The organism is Planctomonas deserti (assembly GCF_003067705.1).
Taxonomy (GTDB): Bacteria; Actinomycetota; Actinomycetes; order Actinomycetales; family Microbacteriaceae; genus Planctomonas; species Planctomonas deserti.
This window is the reverse complement of sequence record NZ_QANL01000001.1, coordinates 230,543-246,614: the sequence shown is the minus strand read 5'-3', so window position 1 is coordinate 246,614 and position 16,072 is coordinate 230,543. Positions and strand designations below refer to the sequence as shown.

Annotated in this window: 16 protein-coding genes; 10 read left to right on the top strand and 6 right to left on the bottom strand. The window is 71.3% G+C overall.

The annotated features are described in order from the left end of the window. Nucleotides 1-51: 51 nt before the first annotated feature. On the bottom strand, nt 52-1,005 hold the full coding sequence (gene mshD, locus DAI20_RS01120; RefSeq protein WP_159084868.1) for a mycothiol synthase: 954 nt from the start codon (nt 1,003-1,005) through the stop codon (nt 52-54). Continuing rightward, nucleotides 974-1,666: a winged helix-turn-helix domain-containing protein gene (locus tag DAI20_RS01115; RefSeq protein WP_108248749.1), complete on the bottom strand. Its 693-nt coding sequence runs from the start codon at nt 1,664-1,666 to the stop codon at nt 974-976. The genes mshD and DAI20_RS01115 overlap by 32 nt, the downstream gene beginning before the upstream one ends. Before the next feature lie 139 nt (nt 1,667-1,805). On the opposite strand from DAI20_RS01115, the gene DAI20_RS01110 reads away from it, so the two are divergent. From DAI20_RS01110 to ygfZ, 3 genes are all read left to right on the top strand, one after another. After that, a complete protein-coding gene (locus DAI20_RS01110; RefSeq protein WP_108248748.1) occupies nt 1,806-2,075 on the top strand; it encodes a hypothetical protein in 270 nt (89 codons plus the stop codon). Between the two features lie 169 nt (nt 2,076-2,244). Next, nucleotides 2,245-2,862 carry a nitrobindin family protein gene (locus DAI20_RS01105; RefSeq protein ID WP_108248747.1) on the top strand — a complete coding sequence of 206 codons (618 nt, stop codon included), beginning with the start codon at nt 2,245-2,247 and terminating at the stop codon, nt 2,860-2,862. Then, entirely contained in the window at nt 2,855-3,982 is a 1,128-nt protein-coding gene (ygfZ, locus tag DAI20_RS01100; protein WP_108248746.1) for a CAF17-like 4Fe-4S cluster assembly/insertion protein YgfZ, read from the top strand. The genes DAI20_RS01105 and ygfZ overlap by 8 nt, the downstream gene beginning before the upstream one ends. 303 nt (nt 3,983-4,285) lie before the next feature. On the opposite strand, the gene DAI20_RS01095 is transcribed toward ygfZ, so the two are convergent. Next, on the bottom strand, nt 4,286-5,128 hold the full coding sequence (locus DAI20_RS01095; protein WP_108248745.1) for a class I SAM-dependent methyltransferase: 843 nt from the start codon (nt 5,126-5,128) through the stop codon (nt 4,286-4,288). Nucleotides 5,129-5,205: 77 nt separating this feature from the next. Here DAI20_RS01095 and DAI20_RS01090 point away from each other — a divergent pair, with 77 nt between their 5' ends. Next, a complete protein-coding gene (locus DAI20_RS01090; protein ID WP_108248744.1) occupies nt 5,206-5,961 on the top strand; it encodes a phosphoglyceromutase in 756 nt (251 codons plus the stop codon). A gap of 137 nt (nt 5,962-6,098) precedes the next feature. Here the strand turns inward: DAI20_RS01090 and phoU are convergent, their stop codons facing one another. Continuing rightward, nucleotides 6,099-6,752, bottom strand: a complete 654-nt coding sequence (gene phoU, locus DAI20_RS01085; RefSeq protein WP_108248743.1) for a phosphate signaling complex protein PhoU — start codon at nt 6,750-6,752, stop codon at nt 6,099-6,101. A 182-nt stretch (nt 6,753-6,934) separates the two neighbouring features. Between phoU and DAI20_RS01080 the strand changes: the two genes are divergently transcribed. After that, nucleotides 6,935-8,116, top strand: a complete 1,182-nt coding sequence (locus DAI20_RS01080) for a sensor histidine kinase (RefSeq protein WP_108248742.1) — start codon at nt 6,935-6,937, stop codon at nt 8,114-8,116. Then, a complete protein-coding gene (locus DAI20_RS01075) occupies nt 8,113-8,799 on the top strand; it encodes a response regulator (RefSeq protein ID WP_108248741.1) in 687 nt (228 codons plus the stop codon). Before DAI20_RS01080 ends, DAI20_RS01075 begins: the two co-directional genes overlap by 4 nt. Nucleotides 8,800-8,915: 116 nt before the next feature. Here the strand turns inward: DAI20_RS01075 and DAI20_RS01070 are convergent, their stop codons facing one another. Further along, the gene (locus DAI20_RS01070; RefSeq protein ID WP_108248740.1) at nt 8,916-9,536 is read right to left on the bottom strand and encodes a hypothetical protein; all 621 of its coding nucleotides are present in this window, start codon (nt 9,534-9,536) and stop codon (nt 8,916-8,918) included. 163 nt (nt 9,537-9,699) lie between these two features. Between DAI20_RS01070 and DAI20_RS01065 the strand changes: the two genes are divergently transcribed. The 4 genes from DAI20_RS01065 (at nt 9,700) to rlmB (ending at nt 14,006) form a co-directional block, all read left to right on the top strand. Then, on the top strand, nt 9,700-10,182 hold the full coding sequence (locus DAI20_RS01065; protein ID WP_108248739.1) for a CarD family transcriptional regulator: 483 nt from the start codon (nt 9,700-9,702) through the stop codon (nt 10,180-10,182). Nucleotides 10,183-10,341: 159 nt separating this feature from the next. Then, nucleotides 10,342-11,577: a 2-C-methyl-D-erythritol 4-phosphate cytidylyltransferase gene (gene ispD, locus DAI20_RS01060; protein WP_108248738.1), complete on the top strand. Its 1,236-nt coding sequence runs from the start codon at nt 10,342-10,344 to the stop codon at nt 11,575-11,577. A 10-nt stretch (nt 11,578-11,587) separates the two neighbouring features. Then, complete coding sequence (cysS, locus tag DAI20_RS01055; RefSeq protein WP_108248737.1) at nt 11,588-13,006, top strand: cysteine--tRNA ligase; 1,419 nt, start codon at nt 11,588-11,590, stop codon at nt 13,004-13,006. Further along, on the top strand, nt 12,996-14,006 hold the full coding sequence (gene rlmB / locus DAI20_RS01050; protein ID WP_108248736.1) for a 23S rRNA (guanosine(2251)-2'-O)-methyltransferase RlmB: 1,011 nt from the start codon (nt 12,996-12,998) through the stop codon (nt 14,004-14,006). Before cysS ends, rlmB begins: the two co-directional genes overlap by 11 nt. 697 nt (nt 14,007-14,703) lie before the next feature. On the opposite strand, the gene DAI20_RS01045 is transcribed toward rlmB, so the two are convergent. Then, nucleotides 14,704-16,002 carry a DUF4032 domain-containing protein gene (locus DAI20_RS01045; protein WP_108248735.1) on the bottom strand — a complete coding sequence of 433 codons (1,299 nt, stop codon included), beginning with the start codon at nt 16,000-16,002 and terminating at the stop codon, nt 14,704-14,706. Nucleotides 16,003-16,072: the final 70 nt, after the last annotated feature.

The window sequence follows — 16,072 nt, the reverse complement described above, 5'->3', positions numbered from 1 at the left end:
GGGGCAGGGGACCGGGCCGTCACAGGAGCGTGGCCGCACGGGGCACTGCGGTCAGCGGCGGTACTGCACGTCCACGGCCGCGTCGGTGAAGCCCTCGGACCGGTACAGGCGCACCGCGGAGGCGTTCTCCTCCTCCACATAGAGGGTCACGCGGCTCACGCCCCGCACGCGGAGCCGGTCGAGCCCCGCACGCAGCAGCGACCGGCCGATCCCGGCGCCGGCCCGGTCCGGATGCACGCCAAGCACGTAGATCTCGCCCTCGACGTCGGCGTTCGCGGGGACGCCCTCGACGGCGGCGCCGCCGTCCGCCGCGCCGGCGGGGTCGCCCTCGGGCACCTCGACCTTGAGCCAGCAGAAGCCGACGAGCGTGCCGGACGCGTCCCGGGCGAGGAGGAAGTCGTCGGGGTCGAACCAGGGCTCCGCACGCCGGGCGTCCAGGTCGTCCCGCGTCTGGCCGCCCTGCTCCGGGTGGCCGGCGAAGGCGAGCGCGTTGAGGCGCAGCCAGTCGTCGGCGTCCCGGTCGGCGTCGAAGGCGGAGAGGCTGAGGTCGGTGCGCTGCCAGGGCGTCTGATCGGCGCCCGGGGGCGCGGACAGCTTGAGCAGCACGCGGGCGCGCCGGAGGTCGAAGCGGCGGGCCAGCGCCGCGGCGCCGGGGTGATCGCCGTGGGCCCAGACGGCGAGACCGTGTGGGGCGGAATCGACGAGGTGGGCCAGGATCGCCGTTCCGACCCCGCTTCGGCGGAACTCGGGGGCGACGAGGAACTCGGCCTCGGCCGACCCGGCGGCGTCCTCGGGTGTCGCGAGCACGGCCGCGCCCGCGAGGGAGTCGCCGACGTGCGCCTCGAGGAGGACGGGACCGCGATCGCGTCCCACCGTCAGCATCGACTGCTCGTTGACGGCGCGCTGCCCGTCCACCCGCTCCGCGTCCGCGACGAGCCGGCGGAACCGGGCGAGCGACTCGGGGTCGCCGGGGCTAGGAGCGGACAGCCGAACCGGAACGCTCATCGTCATCCTCGTACACGTTGAAGCGGTAGCCCACGTTGCGCACCGTGCCGATCAGCGACTCCAGATCGCCGAGCTTCGCCCGGAGGCGTCGCACATGCACGTCGACGGTGCGGGTGCCGCCGAAGTAGTCGTAGCCCCACACCTCGCTCAGCAGCTGCTCCCGGGTGAAGACGCGGGACGGGTGCGTGGCGAGGAAGCGCAGGAGCTCGAACTCCTTGAAGGTGAGATCGAGCGGCGTGCCGTGCACCTTCGCCGAGTAGCTCGCCTCGTCGATCACGACGCCGGATGCCTGGATCTTCGACGCGGTGTGCACCTCGGTGGCGCGGCCGATCACGAGCCGGATGCGGGCGTCCACCTCCGCGGGACCCGCCGACTCGAGGATGACGTCGCTCGCACCCCAGTCGGCGCTCACCGCGGTGAGTCCCCCCTCGGTGAGGATGAGCACGAGCGGAACGTTCACACCCGTGGTCGTGAGGATCTTGCAGAGCGACTTCGCGCTGGCCAGGTCGGCGCGGGCGTCGACGAGGATGAGGTCCGAGGACGGGGCGTTGACGAGGCTGGCCGGCTCCGCGGGGATGGAGCGGACTCGGTGGCTGAGGAGGGCGAGCGACGGGAGCGCCTCCACGTCCGTCGCAGACGTGAGGATCAACAGCTGCGCCACTCACGATCCTCTCGTCCCGGAATTTTTCTCATCCTAGCGGCGCTCGCGCGGCGTCCTTTTCCCTCCCCCGGGGATCGCAGGCGGCCGCCCGCCCGGTCGGGGCGCCGCAGCGGTGAGGGCCGTGCGGCACAATGAACGGGTGGTTGGCCAGTGGAAGAGCGTCGTGCCGGTGTGGATCCTCGGGGTCGTCGGCATCGTCCTCGTCGCCGCACTGGCCGCCCCCGGCGACTACCTCGACTGGCTGCCCGTCGTGCTCGGCGCCGGCGTGATCGTCACCTTCCTCATCCAGCTCGCGCTGCCTCGCAAGACCGGCTTCGTCGGGCGGGCGATGCTCAGCGTGTGCGGCCTCGTGGTGCTGCTCGCCCTCGCGACCGCGGTGCTGGCGGCCGTGTCGCCGCCGGTGGGCTAAAATCGATCTATGTCCTCGCTGATCGCCCTCGAACTCTTCTACACGGGCCTGCTGGTCCTGGCGACTCTCGCGATCGGCGCCGTCTCGGTTGTCGTGCTGTACAACCTCTTCCGCGGTCAGAGCTGACGCTCGCTCTCCCCGCCGATCAGTCCGAAAGACAGGTCGCGCCATGATCGAACTTCCCGTCGGGCTGCCCGCTGAGCTCGTTCCGCTGTCCTGGCTGCTCGGCGTCTGGGAGGGCTCAGGCATGGTCGAGTACGTCGTCGGCGACGACGTGGAGCGGCACGAGTTCCGCCAGCGCGTGAGCTTCAGCCACGACGGCCTCCCGCACCTCAACTACAGCTCGTCCACATGGCTGCGCGACCCGGCCGGCGACAGTTACGTCGGCGGGACGACCCCCCTCGCGACCGAGACGGGCTACTGGCGGCTCAGCCGGCCCCTCGGCGACGCGGATCCCGGCCCGGGCCTGCTGCCCGGCGTGGGCGACCCGCCCTACCGGACGGCGTCCGACGTCGAGACGCTGCGCAATGACAACCAGGGCTTCGACATCGAGGTCTCCCTCGTGCACCCCGGCGGTGTAAGCGAGGTGTACCTCGGCCAGGTGCGCGGCCCGCGCATCGACCTGGCGACCGACGCAGTCATGCGCACCGACGGCTCCAAGAACTACTCCGCCGCGACCCGGATCTACGGGCTCGTGGAGCGCGACCTGCTCTGGGCGTGGGACATCGCCGCCCTCGGCCAGGACCTGCGCACGCACGCTTCAGGAAGGCTGGCCCGCGTTGACTGAGTTCCTCACCCTCCCCGGCGCCGTGTCGGGCGAGGGGCCGGACGCCGGCGTCGCCGCCCACTACGGCAACCCCGTGCTCGAGCAGCGCGCGCTCGAGTCCGGCCGCGCCGTCGTCGACCTCTCCCACCGTGCCGTGCTCGCCATCCCCGGTGAGGACCGGCTGACCTGGCTCGACTCGCTCACGAGTCAGAGCCTTCGCGGCCTCGCCCCCGGCGAGTCCGCCGAGACTCTCCTCCTCGATCCGAACGGCCGGCTCGAGCACGCGGTGCGCGTGCTCGACGACGGCGAGACCGCGTGGCTCCTCGTTGAGCGGGACCAGGCGGAGCAGCTGCTCGCCTGGCTCTCCCGCATGCGCTTCATGCTGCGCGTGGAGCCCCAGGACCGTACGGGCGACTACGCGACCATCGCCACCTTCGGTGATCCCGCCGCACTCGGCCTGCCCGTCGCGGCGCCGAACGGCGTTCTCCTCGCCTGGCGCGACCCCTGGTCCGCCGTGCGACCGGGTGGGCACCAGTACTCCCATGCCGATGACCACCCGGGCGCCCAGTGGCGCGAGACCGAGGTGCTCGTGCCGCGCGCCGAGTTGGCGTCCGTCGCCGACCGGGTGGCGGCCGGCGAGCTGGCCGCGGCCGGCACGCTCGCGCTCGAGGCGCTGCGCATCGCCGCGTGGCGGCCGCGCTTCGGCGCCGAGGTGGACGAGCGCAGCATCCCGCACGAGCTCGACTGGCTGCGCACCGCCGTGCACCTGACGAAGGGCTGCTACCGCGGGCAGGAGACGGTCGCCAAGGTGCACAACCTCGGCAAGCCGCCGCGCCGGCTCGTGCTGCTGCACCTCGACGGCTCCGACGCCGTGCTTCCGGGCCCCGGCGCGCCGGTGCTCGCGCCTCGCGAGGGGGAGGAGCCGGTCGCCGTCGGCTCGGTGACCTCGAGCGCGCTGCACCACGAGCTCGGACCCGTCGCGCTCGCCGTGATCAAGAGGTCCGTGGCGCCGGATGCGCAGCTCCTCGTGATCGCCGACGACGTGACGATCGCCGCGGCGCAGGAGGTCATCGTGCCCCCGGACGCCGGCGCGGTCGCGAACGTGCCGCGCCTCCCGCGCCTGGGCCGCGTCACCCGCTGACCCCGGCATTGGAGTACAGGAGCCGCACGGTCCCTGAACCTCACCACGGTCCCTGAGCCGCACGGTCCCTGAGCCTGTCGAAGGGATGGGACCCGAGGCGGCGAGCGTCGCTTCGACGAGCTCAGCGACGGTGGATGCCGTCTCCGCGGACAGGACGGATACGGTCCCTGAGCCTGTCGAAGGGCCGGAACCCCGAGGCGGCGAGCGTCGCTTCGACGAGCTCAGCGACCGTGAAACGGGGTCTCCGCGGACAGGACGGATACGGTCCCTGAGCCTGTCGAAGGGACGCGACAGGCGGCCCGGTCAGCCCTCCTCGGGCCAGGCGAAGCCGCGCGGCTGCACCGACGCCCACGGCACCGTGACCTCGCCGAGCCGCCAGCGCGAGCGGCCGCCGATCACCGGCCACCCCGCGTCGCGCAGCTGCTGCACGCACGCGATCCAGCGCTGGGTCGGGCCGTAGGACGCGAGGGGTGCGGCCAGCTGCCACGCGCGGTCGAGCGCGACGAGGAGGTCGTGCACCGGCTCGCCCGGCACGTTCCGGTGGATGAGCACCTTCGGCAGCCGCTCGGCGGCGACGGACGGGCGGTCGAGCCGGGACAGCCGGAGCGCGATGGTCAGGCTGCGGGGGCCCGCGGGGGAGACGTCGACCCAGGCGGCGACGCGGCCGACCTCGTTGCAGGTGCCGTCGATGAGCAGGCCGTCGGCGTCCACGCGTCGGAGCATGGTTCGCCAGGCGGGCAGCACATCCGCCTCGTCGTACTGGCGCAGCACGTTGAAGGCCCGCACGACGGTGGCCCGGTCGCCGGGCGGCAGGGGCACCTCGAACCCGCCGACCTCGAACCGCACGGCCGAGCGGATGCGCTCGTCCTCCTGCGCCTCGAGCTGTCGCCTCGCCGTGTCGACCCGGCCGCGCTCGATCTCGAAGCCGACGACCCGCACGTCCGGCCGCATCCGGGCGAGCCGGCCGTACAGCTCGAAGGTGGTCACGCCGCTCGCGCCGTAGCCGAGGTCGACGACGAGGGGCGCGGTCGCCCGGCGCAGTTCCGGCAGCGCGGTGATCCAGCGGTCGACCCGGCGCAGCCGATTCGTGTTCGTCGTGCCACGCGTCACCGACCCGATGGGCGTCGACGGGGCTCGATCGCGCATGGTCCCACGCTAGCGCAGCCCACCGCCGTGACCCGGGGTCCCCGATCCGGCGGGCGGCGGGTCGATACACTGGCGGAATGCCGAACTCGACATACACGCTCATCCTCCTGCGCCACGGCAACAGCGAGTGGAACCAGAAGAACCTCTTCACCGGCTGGGTCGACGTGGGACTGACCGAGCAGGGCGAGGCGGAGGGGATCCGCGCGGGCGAGCTCCTGGCCGAGTCCGGGCTCCTGCCCGACATCGTCTACACGTCCGTGCTGCTGCGGGCGATCGACACCGCGAACATCGCGCTCAAGAAGGCCGGCCGCTCCTGGATCGACGTCAAGCGGTCCTGGCGTCTCAACGAGCGCCACTACGGCGCGCTGCAGGGCAAGGACAAGGCCCAGACGCTCGAGGAGTACGGCGCCGAGCAGTTCAAGGTGTGGCGCCGCTCGTTCGACGTGCCGCCGCCCCCGATCGACGACGACGACGAGTACTCGCAGGCGCACGACCCGCGCTACGCCGCGCTGGGCGACGACCTGCCGCGCACCGAGGCGTTGAAGAACGTGATCGACCGGATGCTGCCCTATTGGGAGTCCGACATCAAGGAGGACCTCCGCGCCGGCAAGACCGTGCTCGTGACGGCGCACGGCAACTCGCTCCGCGCGCTCGTCAAGCACCTCGACGGCATCTCGGACACCGACATCTCCGAGCTGAACATCCCCACGGGCATCCCGCTCGTGTACGAGCTCGACGAGGACTTCGCCCCGGTTCAGCCGGGTGGCCGCTACCTCGACCCCGAGGCCGCCGCGGCCGGAGCGGCGGCCGTCGCGGCCCAGGGCAAGAAGTAGGCAGGGCAGGAACAGACGCACGGGCGGCGCAGTCCGAACGGAGAAGGCCCCGGGGGAACCCGGGGCCTTCTCGCGTGCTGGGAAGCGGTGACGCGGCCAGCGGCGTCGCCGCGACGAGCGATCGCCGCGATGAGCGATCAGATGGAGGACGGCACCAGCTCGCCGGTGGCGAGGTACTGCACCGTCTTGGCGATCGACACCGCGTGGTCCGCGAAGCGCTCGTGGTAGCGGCTCGCCAGGGTGGAGTCGACGGTGTCCACCGCCGCGCCCTTCCAGGTCTCGCCGAGCACGGCGTCGAAGACGCTGAGGTGCAGCTCGTCGATGCGGTCGTCGTCGTTGCGGATCTCCTCGGCGAGGCGCACGTCCTCGCTGGTGAGCAGCTCCGTCAGCTTGCGGGCGATGGCGACGTCGAGCTGCCCGAGCTCGGCGAACGTCGGGCGGAGGCTGGCCGGAACGACCTTCTCCGGGAAGCGGTAGCGCGCGAGCTGCGCGATGTGCTCGGCGAGGTCGCCCATCCGCTCGAGCGAGGCGCTGATGCGCAGCGCGCTGACGACGATCCGCAGGTCGCGGGCCACCGGCGCCTGGCGGGCGAGGATGTGGATGGCGAGGTCGTCGAGGCTGCGGGCGGCTTCGTCGATGTGCGGATCGGCGGCGATGACGGTCTCGGCGAGGCTGACCTCGGACTCGTTGAACGCGCGGGTGGCGTTGTCAATGGACTCGGCGACGAGGGTCGACATGTGGACGAGACGGTCCTGGACCTCTCGCAACTCCTGCTGGAATACCTCGCGCATGCGGGCGTCCTTCCTGTTTCTGTGGTGCGTCCGCGGGCGCGCGGCCACGCGTACGGTCCGGCGCCCATGCTGACCCGTGAAGGTTAACTCTCGGTGCCGCGGGACTGAACTTCTACCAAAGTAGCCCGGGACGGCAGAGAAACGGCGATATCGGCCGATGGCCGTCTCCTAGTGTTGACCCCATGGACACCGGTTTGTTGGTGCTCGTGTCACTTGCCCTTGGCCTCGCGGTGGGCTCGGGATTCACGTGGCTACTGCATCACGCGTCCCTCCGGGGTCAACGCGCCGCCGAGGTGATCACGCCGGCCGTTCCGGACGGTGTCGACGAGGTGATCGACGCCCTCGAGTCCGCCGGGATTGTGCTCGATCCGTCCAACAACGTCATGAAGGCCTCGCCGGCCGCCCACGCGTTCGGGCTGGTCTGGAATGCCGCCCTCGTGCACCCGGAGCTCGTGCGGCTCACGGACCGCGTCCGCCGGTCGGGGGAGTCCCTGACCGAGGAGCTGGAGCTCAGCCGCGGCCCGTTCAGCGAGGCCAGCCTGTACATGATCGTGCGGGCCGCCCGGCTCGGCGCCCGGTACGTGCTGCTCATCGCCGACGACCGTACGGAGTCCGTGCGGCTGGAGAGCGTGCGGCGCGACTTCATCGCGAACATCAGCCACGAGCTGAAGACGCCCATCGGCGCGGTCGGGCTGCTCGCCGAGGCTCTGCAGGTGGCGGCAGACGAGCCGGACCAGGTGCGTCGCTTCGCCGACCGGCTGACCGCGGAGTCCACCCGGCTCGCCCACATCACGCAGGAGATCATCGAGCTCTCCCGGCTGCAGGCCGCCGACGCCCTCGCCAAGCCCGAGCTCGTGCGCCTCGACGCGGTGGTCTCCCGCGCCGTCGACCAGAACCGCGTCGTCGCCGAGGCCAGGCGCATCCGGCTCGTCACGGGCGGCGACCTCGACGCCGAGGTCTACGGCGACGAGGCGCTGCTCGTCACGGCGCTGCACAACCTCGTGGCCAACGCCATCACCTACTCGCCCGACGGCTCCCACGTCGGCATCGGTGTGCGACGATCGGAGAGCGTCGTCGAGCTCGCCGTGACCGACCAGGGCGTCGGCATCCCGGAATCGGACCTCGACCGGGTGTTCGAACGCTTCTTCCGGGTCGACCAGGCCCGCGCCCGCAACACCGGCGGCACCGGGCTCGGGCTCGCCATCGTGAAGCACGTGGCGCAGAACCACGGCGGCGACGTGCGGGTCTGGTCCCAGCTCGGCCGCGGCTCGACGTTCACCATCCGCCTTCCCGCGGCCTCGCCCGCCGACGACGCCGGCATCGCCCGCCCCACCGCACAGCCCATCGCAAGGAGTACCACGTGACCCGCATCCTTCTCGTCGAGGACGAACCCGCCCTGAGCGAACCGCTCTCCTTCCTGCTCGAGCGCGAGGGCTACGACGTGGCCGTTGTCGAGGACGGGCCGGGCGCCGTATCGGAGTTCGACCGGACCGGTGCCGACCTCGTGCTGCTCGACCTGATGCTCCCCGGCATGCCGGGCACCGAGGTGTGCCGCGAGCTGCGCACGAGATCGAGCGTGCCGATCATCATGCTCACCGCCAAGGACTCCGAGATCGACATCGTCGTGGGGCTGGAGCTCGGGGCCGACGACTATGTGACCAAGCCGTACTCGACCCGCGAGCTGCTGGCCCGCATCCGCGCCGTTCTGCGCCGACGCGTCTCGATGGAGGAGGGCGAGGAGGAGCCCGGCGTGCTCGAGGCCGGCACCGTGCGCATGGACGTGGAGCGCCACACGGTGGAGGTCGACGGACGCGAGACGGCGATGCCGCTCAAGGAGTTCGAGCTGCTCGAGCTGCTGCTGCGCAACGCGGGGCGCGTGCTGACGCGCGGACAGCTGATCGACCGGGTCTGGGGATCCGACTACTTCGGCGACACCAAGACCCTCGACGTGCACATCAAGCGCATCCGGGCGAAGATCGAGCGCGAGCCGTCCGAGCCCGTGCAGCTCGTCACGGTGCGCGGCCTCGGCTACCGCTTCGAGGGCTGACCGCACCGAACGACGATGCGGGGGCACTGCCGAGCAGTGCCCCCGCATTCGCGTTGGCGCCAGGAGTTCGTCGTCGCGCCCGCCGCATCCGCTGCGACGGGGCCGACGAGGTCGAGCTACTCGGCCTCGGGCGTGCTCTCCGGGGTGACCTCGGGGGTGCTCTCCGGCGTGCTCTCCGCGCCCTCGGTGCTCTCCGTGCCCTCGGTGCTCTCCGTGCCCTCGGTCGGCGTCGGAGTGTTCTCCGGGGTGCTCGTCGGGGTCGGGGCGAGGGTGCTGTACTCCTGCAGCTCCGTGCCGAGCACCGGCACCTGGACCTCGAGGCCCTCGGCGTCGCCGTACTGGAAGTACACCGGGTAGAGGCCGCCCAGCTGGGCGTCGTCGAGGTTCTCCATGACGAAGGTCTCGTTGTCGCCGGAGTCGAAGATCGTCATGCCGCGGTCGAGCGAAACGGTGCTGGTCTGACGCGACGCACTGCCGTCGGTCACGGTGTCGTACTGCACCGAGACCTCCTGCTCCTCGCCGGAGTCATTGATGAAGGTCACGAGGAGGGAGCCGTGCTCCCCGTCCTCGGAGATGATGAGCGCGTTGCGCGCCTTGATGTCACCGATGGAGAAGTTCACGCCGTCGGAGGCCTCGTAGATCTCCGTGGTCGTCTGCGGGCTGACGAAGTTGCACGACGTCGTTCCCACCATGATCAGTGATGCCAGGACGATCGAGGCGGTGGCGCGCAGTTTCAACTAAACCCTCCGATTTGCCGTAACGATGACGTCGGATCAACGGCGTCGGGCCGCGGAATCGCTGTCGAGCCTAGCCTAGGGGACGGTCACGGTCGGGGCGGGCGCGCGGGAGGGGCAGGGAGGCCCTATGGTAAACTAGAGGTTCCTGAAGGGAACACACTCTATGCTTTTCGAGGTCGGCGAAACAGTCGTTTACCCCCACCACGGCGCAGCCACCATCATCGAGGTCAAGAAGCGGATCATCAAGGGCGAGGAGAAGCTTTACCTCAAGCTGAACGTCACTCAGGGTGATCTGACCATCGAGGTCCCTGCTGAGAACGTCGATCTGGTCGGCGTCCGTGATGTCATCGGCAAGGAGGGCCTCGACCGCGTGTTCGAGGTGCTTCGTGCCCCGTTCACCGAGGAGCCCACCAACTGGTCCCGCCGCTACAAGGCGAACCTGGAGAAGCTCGCGTCCGGTGACGTCATCAAGGTGTCCGAGGTCGTCCGCGACCTGTGGCGCCGCGACCAGGACCGCGGGCTGTCCGCGGGCGAGAAGCGCATGCTTGCCAAGGCGCGTCAGATCCTGATCAGCGAGCTTGCGCTCGCCGAGAAGACGGACGAGGAGAAGGCGTCGACGGTGCTCGACGAGGTCCTGGCCTCCTGACCGTTCCCATCGAACGCGACGAGCGGCGTCGGCCATCCGGCCGGCGCCGCTTTTTCGTGCCCGGATGTCGAGGGTGTCGCGCCTCCCGTATCCAGCCCTCGGATGTGCCGGCCCGCGCTCTGCCCGTCGCGCCTTTTCCGGCTCGGTAGCCTGTCGGACATGACCCTCGCACCCGCTTCCTCCGCGGATCACCCGCCCGCCGCGACCGTCGCCGTCATCGTCGTGGCGGCCGGGTCCGGCACCCGGCTGGGGCGACCGGAGCCGAAGGCCTTCGTGCCCCTCCTCGACCGGACCCTCCTGGAGTGGGCGCTCGACGGCGTGTTCGCCCTGCCCGAGCCCGCGCAGGTCGTGCTCGTCGTCCCGGCGGATCAGGCCGACACCACGCGCACGCTCGCTGACCGGACGGCCGGGGCCGCCGCCGGGTACGTGACCGTGGTCGCAGGGGGAGCGACCCGGCAGGAGTCCGTCGCCGCCGGCCTGGCGGTGCTGGGCGGCGACGTCGAGACGGTGCTCGTGCACGACGCGGCGCGCTGCCTCACCCCGCCGGCCCAGCTCGCCCGCGTGCTCGAGGAGACGCGGGACAGCGGCGCCGGCGTCATCCCCGGCCTTCCGGTCAGCGACACCATCAAGCGCCGGGACGCGTCGGGCGAGGTCCGGGCGACGGTCGACCGATCCGAGCTGGTCGCCGTGCAGACGCCCCAGGGGTTCCCGCGGGCGGGGCTGGCCGCCGCCTACGCCCAGGCCGCGGCGGACGGCATCGAGTACACGGACGACGCCGCGCTGTTCGCCGCCGCGGGCGGCTCCGTGCGGGTCGTCGACGGCGACGCCCGCGCGTTCAAGATCACGACCCCGTGGGACCTGCACCGGGCGGAGCAGCTCGTCGGTCCCGTCCCCGCCGCGCCGGCGGCGCCGCGCACGGGTGTCGGCGTCGACGTGCACGCGTTCGATCCGGCGGAGCCCCTGTGGCTGGCGGGGCTGCACTGGCCGGGCGAGGTCGGGCTGTCCGGGCACAGCGACGGCGACGCGGTGGCGCACGCGATCTGCGACGCCCTTCTGTCCGCGGCGGGCCTCGGCGACATCGGCGGGCTGTTCGGCACCGCGGACCCCGCGCTCGAGGGGGCCCACGGCGACGTGTTCCTGCGCCGCACGGCCGAGCTTCTGAGGACTCGCGGGTTCGCGATCGGCAACGTCGCCGTGCAGGTGCTGTCCAACCGGCCGAAGGTCGGCCCGCGCCGGGCTGAGGCGGAGGCCGTGCTGAGCGGTGCGCTCGGCGCGCCGGTGAGCGTCGCGGCGACGACGACGGATGGGCTCGGCTTCCCCGGCGAGGGTCGCGGCCTCACCGCCATCGCGACCGCACTCGTGCTTCCGGCCGGGGCTCCCGTGCCGCCCAAGTAAGCTTGCGGCCGTGACCGTGCAGCTCTACGACTCCCAGACGCAGTCCCTTCGGGACTTTGTTCCCCTTGTCGAGGGTCGGGTCGGTCTGTACGTGTGCGGACCGACGGTGCAGTCGTCCCCGCACATCGGCCACCTGCGCTCGGCGCTCAACTACGACCAGCTGCGCCGCTGGCTCGAGTACTCGGGCTACACGGTCACGCTCGTGCGCAACGTCACGGACATCGACGACAAGGTGCTCGTCAACGCGACCGACGCGGAGCCGTGGTGGGCGCTCGCCTACCGGGTGGAGCTCGAGTTCAGCCGCGGCTACGCCGCCCTCGACATCCTTCCGCCCACCTACGAGCCCCGGGCCACGGCGAACATCCCGGACATGATCGCGCTCATCGAGCGGCTCATCTCCCGGGGCCACGCGTACCCGGCGTCGGACGGATCCGGCGACGTCTACTTCGACACCCGCTCCTGGCGCTCCTACGGATCGCTCACCCGCCAGCGCCTCGACGACATGGAGGCCGCTGCCGACTCCGAGCTGCGCGCCAAGCACGACGCCCGCGACTTCGCGCTCTGGAAGGGCACCAAGGAGGGGGAGCCCGACACCGCGTCGTGGTCCTCGCCGTGGGGGCCGGGCCGGCCGGGCTGGCACATCGAGTGCTCCGCGATGTCGACCCGCTACCTCGGACCGCGGTTCGACATCCACGGCGGCGGTCTCGACCTGCGCTTCCCGCACCACGAGAACGAGCTCGCCCAGTCCACGGCGGCCGGTGACGACTTCGCCAACTACTGGGTGCACAACGGGCTCGTGTCCGTCGCCGGTCAGAAGATGAGCAAGTCGCTCGGCAACTCCATCTACGCGGCCGACCTGCTCGCTGCCGCGCGGCCGATCGTCATCCGCTACTTCCTCGGCGCCGCGCACTACCGTTCGACGCTCGAGTTCCACGACGGCGCCCTTGCGGAGGCCGAGGCCGCCCTCGACCGCATCGAGGTCTTTCTCACCCGGTCGGCCCGCCGCCTCAAGTCGACGCGCTTCGAGAGCGCGGAGATCGTGGTCGTGCCCGACGAGTTCCGCGAGGCCATGGACGACGACCTCAACGTGCCGCAGGCCCTGGCCGTGCTGCACGACCGGGTGCGCGCGGGCAACGCGGCCCTCGACGCCGAGCAGCTCGAGAACGCGGCGACGTCGCGCGGCGAGGTGCTCGCCATGACCACTGTGCTCGGCATCAATCCGCTGGCCCCGCAGTGGCAGTCCACCAGCAGCGTCGCCGTGCGCGACGCGCTGCACAATCTCATCCGCCGACTCCTCACCCAGCGGCAGGAGGCCCGCGCCGCGCGGGACTTCGCCGCCGCGGACCGCATCCGTGCGGAGTTGGCCGACGCCGGAATCCTGATCGAGGACGGCCCCAACGGATCACACTGGAGGATCGATGGCGAATAAGCCCGGGCGCGCCGGAGCGGTGCGCAAGACGAAGAAGGGCCCGCAGGTCGGGTCCGGAGGACAGGGCCGGCAGGCTCTCGAGGGCAGGAAGCCCACTCCCAAGGCCGAGGACCGCCCGTACCATCCCGCCGGCAAGCGGAAGGCGGCGCAGGAGCGCTACGAGAACACAGCGGGCGGCCGCGCGAAGGCGCAGCGCACGGAGGCGCCGTCGCGCGGACGCCGCTCCAGCTCGTCGTCCGCAGGCTCCGCAGAGTTCGTCACGGGGCGCAACTCCGTCGTCGAGGCCCTGCGGGCGCGCATCCCGGCGACCACGCTGTACGTGGCGACCCGCATCGAGGTCGACGACCGGGTGAAGGAGGTCCTCGCCCTCGCGACGAACCGCGGCATCCCCGTGCTCGAGGTCATGCGCCCGGAACTCGACCGGCTCGCCGGTCCCGACTCCGTGCACCAGGGCCTCGTGCTCAAGGTGCCCGCGTACGACTACGCCGACCCGATCGACCTGCTCGACAAGATCGAGGGCCGCGGCCAGATCCCACTGCTCGTCGCGCTCGACGGCATCACGGATCCGCGCAACCTCGGCGCCATCATCCGTTCGGTCGCCGCGTTCGGCGGGCAGGGCGTCATCCTGCCCCAGCGTCGCTCCGTCGGCATGACGGCGTCGGCGTGGAAGACGTCCGCGGGCGCCGCGGCGCGCACGCCCGTCGCCATGGCGGGCAACCTCACCCAGACCCTCAAGGTGCTCAAGCAGCGCGGGGTGTTCGTGATCGGCCTCGACGGTGGCGGCGATGTGCAGCTGCCCGGCCTTGAGCTCGCGAACCAGCCCGTGGTCGTTGTCGTGGGCAGCGAGGGCAAGGGGCTCTCGCGCCTCGTCACCGAGACCTGCGACGCCGTGGTGTCGATCCCGATCAGCGCATCCACCGAGTCCCTCAACGCGGGCATCGCCGCGAGCGTCACGCTCTACGAGATCTCGCGCCTCCGCGCGGCGGCCGCCCGCCGCTGATCCGCACCCGAAGCGCCCGTCCCTTCCGGGGGCGGGCGAGGAGGGACGCCTCCCGGTCGCTGAGCTTGTCGAAGCGACGCGAGATGTAGGGGGACTGCGGGAACTTCCCCTCTGAAGGCTCGCACGCTCCTAACGCAGGCTCGCCCTCTCCCAATGCAGGCTCCCCCTTTCCCACTGCAGGCTCGCCCTTTCCCGCTGCAGGCTCGCCTCCGCAATACAGGTTCGCCCTTCCCGGATACAGGCTCCTGCACAGGCGCAACCGCGTAACTCCAGGCCTGCCCAATCAAGAACGCCCTCCGAACCTGCATTGGGAGGAGGGCGGCCTGTGTTCGACCCCCTCACCAACGCAATTCAGCAGATCTGAGTCCTCGGCCGGCGTGTCACGCCCCTGAGCGGCGTGTCGGCCTGCATCTGCTGAATTGCGTCCCGGGCGACCCCTCACTCGCCTGTGATCGAGCCCGGGTGTCCGCCCCTGCCCAGGCACGGGCATCCTGCCCAGGTTCACGCTGGGCAGGATGCCTTTGCCTGGGCAGGAGCGCGCAGCTAGAACGAGAGGGGCTGCGTTGGGCGCCGCTGCCTGGGCAGGAGCGCGGGACTACAACGAGCAGGGCTGGCTTAGGTGCCTCTGCCCAGGCAGGAGATACGGGACCCGCAGGACCCACACCGCACCGACCCCGCACCCGCACCCGCACCGGCACTAGACCCGGGCGCGCCAGTCCTCGGTCTCGTCGGCGGACACGTCCACAGGCTGCGTGATCGTGGTGATCGCCTCCGTGGGCGGGGAGCCGATCACGGTCGCCTCATCACGGCGGTGGCGCAGGATGTCGTTCACGTAGGCCGTGACGGCCTCGGCGAGGGGGACGTCCCGGAACTCCTGCTGCGACATGTACCAGCGGTGCTCGAGCAGCTGGTGGAACACCTCGGCGGGCTCCAGCTTGCCCCGCAGCTCGCGCGGGATCGCGCGCACCACGGGCTCGAACACTCGGGCGAGCCACTCGTGGGCCACCTGCTCCTCGTCGAGGTTCTGCTTGCCGTAGGAGACCGTGTACGCGTCGAGGTCGTTGAGCAGCCGGCGGGCCTGGTTCTCCTGGGCGTCGAGACCGGTCAGCCTCAGCAGGCGCCGCGAGTGGTGCCCCGCGTCCACGACCTTGGGCTGGATGTGCACCTGGTTGCCCGACTCGATGGTGCGGATGGCGAGCTCCTCGATGTCGAAGCCCAGCGCGTTCAGGCGGTCCACGCGCTCGTTGATGCGCCAGCGCTCAGACGTGGAGAACTGCTCCGCCGCCGTGAGCTCGCGCCAGAGCATGCGGTACTGGGCGACGATGCGCTCACTGGTCTCGACCGGGTCGACGTCCTCCTCCATGTGGCCGCCGGCCGCGAGGTCCATCAGCTCGCCGGCGATGTTCACGCGGGCGATCTCGAGGTCGTTCTCGCGCTGGCCGTTGGAGAGCCCACCGCTGTAGAGCTTGCCGGTCTCGGCGTCGACGAGGTAGGCGGCGAAGGCGCCGGCGTCGCGCCGGAACAGGGTGTTCGACAGCGACACGTCACCCCAGAAGAAGCCGATGATGTGCAGGCGCACGAGCAGCACGGCGAGGGCGTCGACGAGGCGGGTGGCGGTGTCCGGGCGCAGCGTCTGCGAGAAGAGCGCGCGGTAGGGCAGGGAGAACTTGAGGTGGCGGGTGACCAGCACGGACATCAGCGGCTTGCCGTCCTCGTCCGTGCGGTTCGTGATGACGGCGACCGGCTCGACGCACGGCACCTCCAGCCGCTGGAGGGTGCGGAGCATGTCGTACTCGCCCTTGGCCATGACGTCCGTCGTCTCCTTGATGGCGATGACGTAGCCGGACAGGTTGGCGAAGCGCACGAGGTGCCGGGAGATGCCCTTCGGCAGGGTCGCGATGTTCTCGGACGGCCAGTCCGCGAGCGGGAGCACCCACGGCAGGTCGAGCAGTGCGGGGTCGACCGTCGCCGCGGTGATGTTGAGTGAACCGTCCATGGTACGAGCGTACCCACTTCTCGGTGGGCCGATCAGCGGGGGGGAGGGCGCCTTAACGGACTCTGCCGCG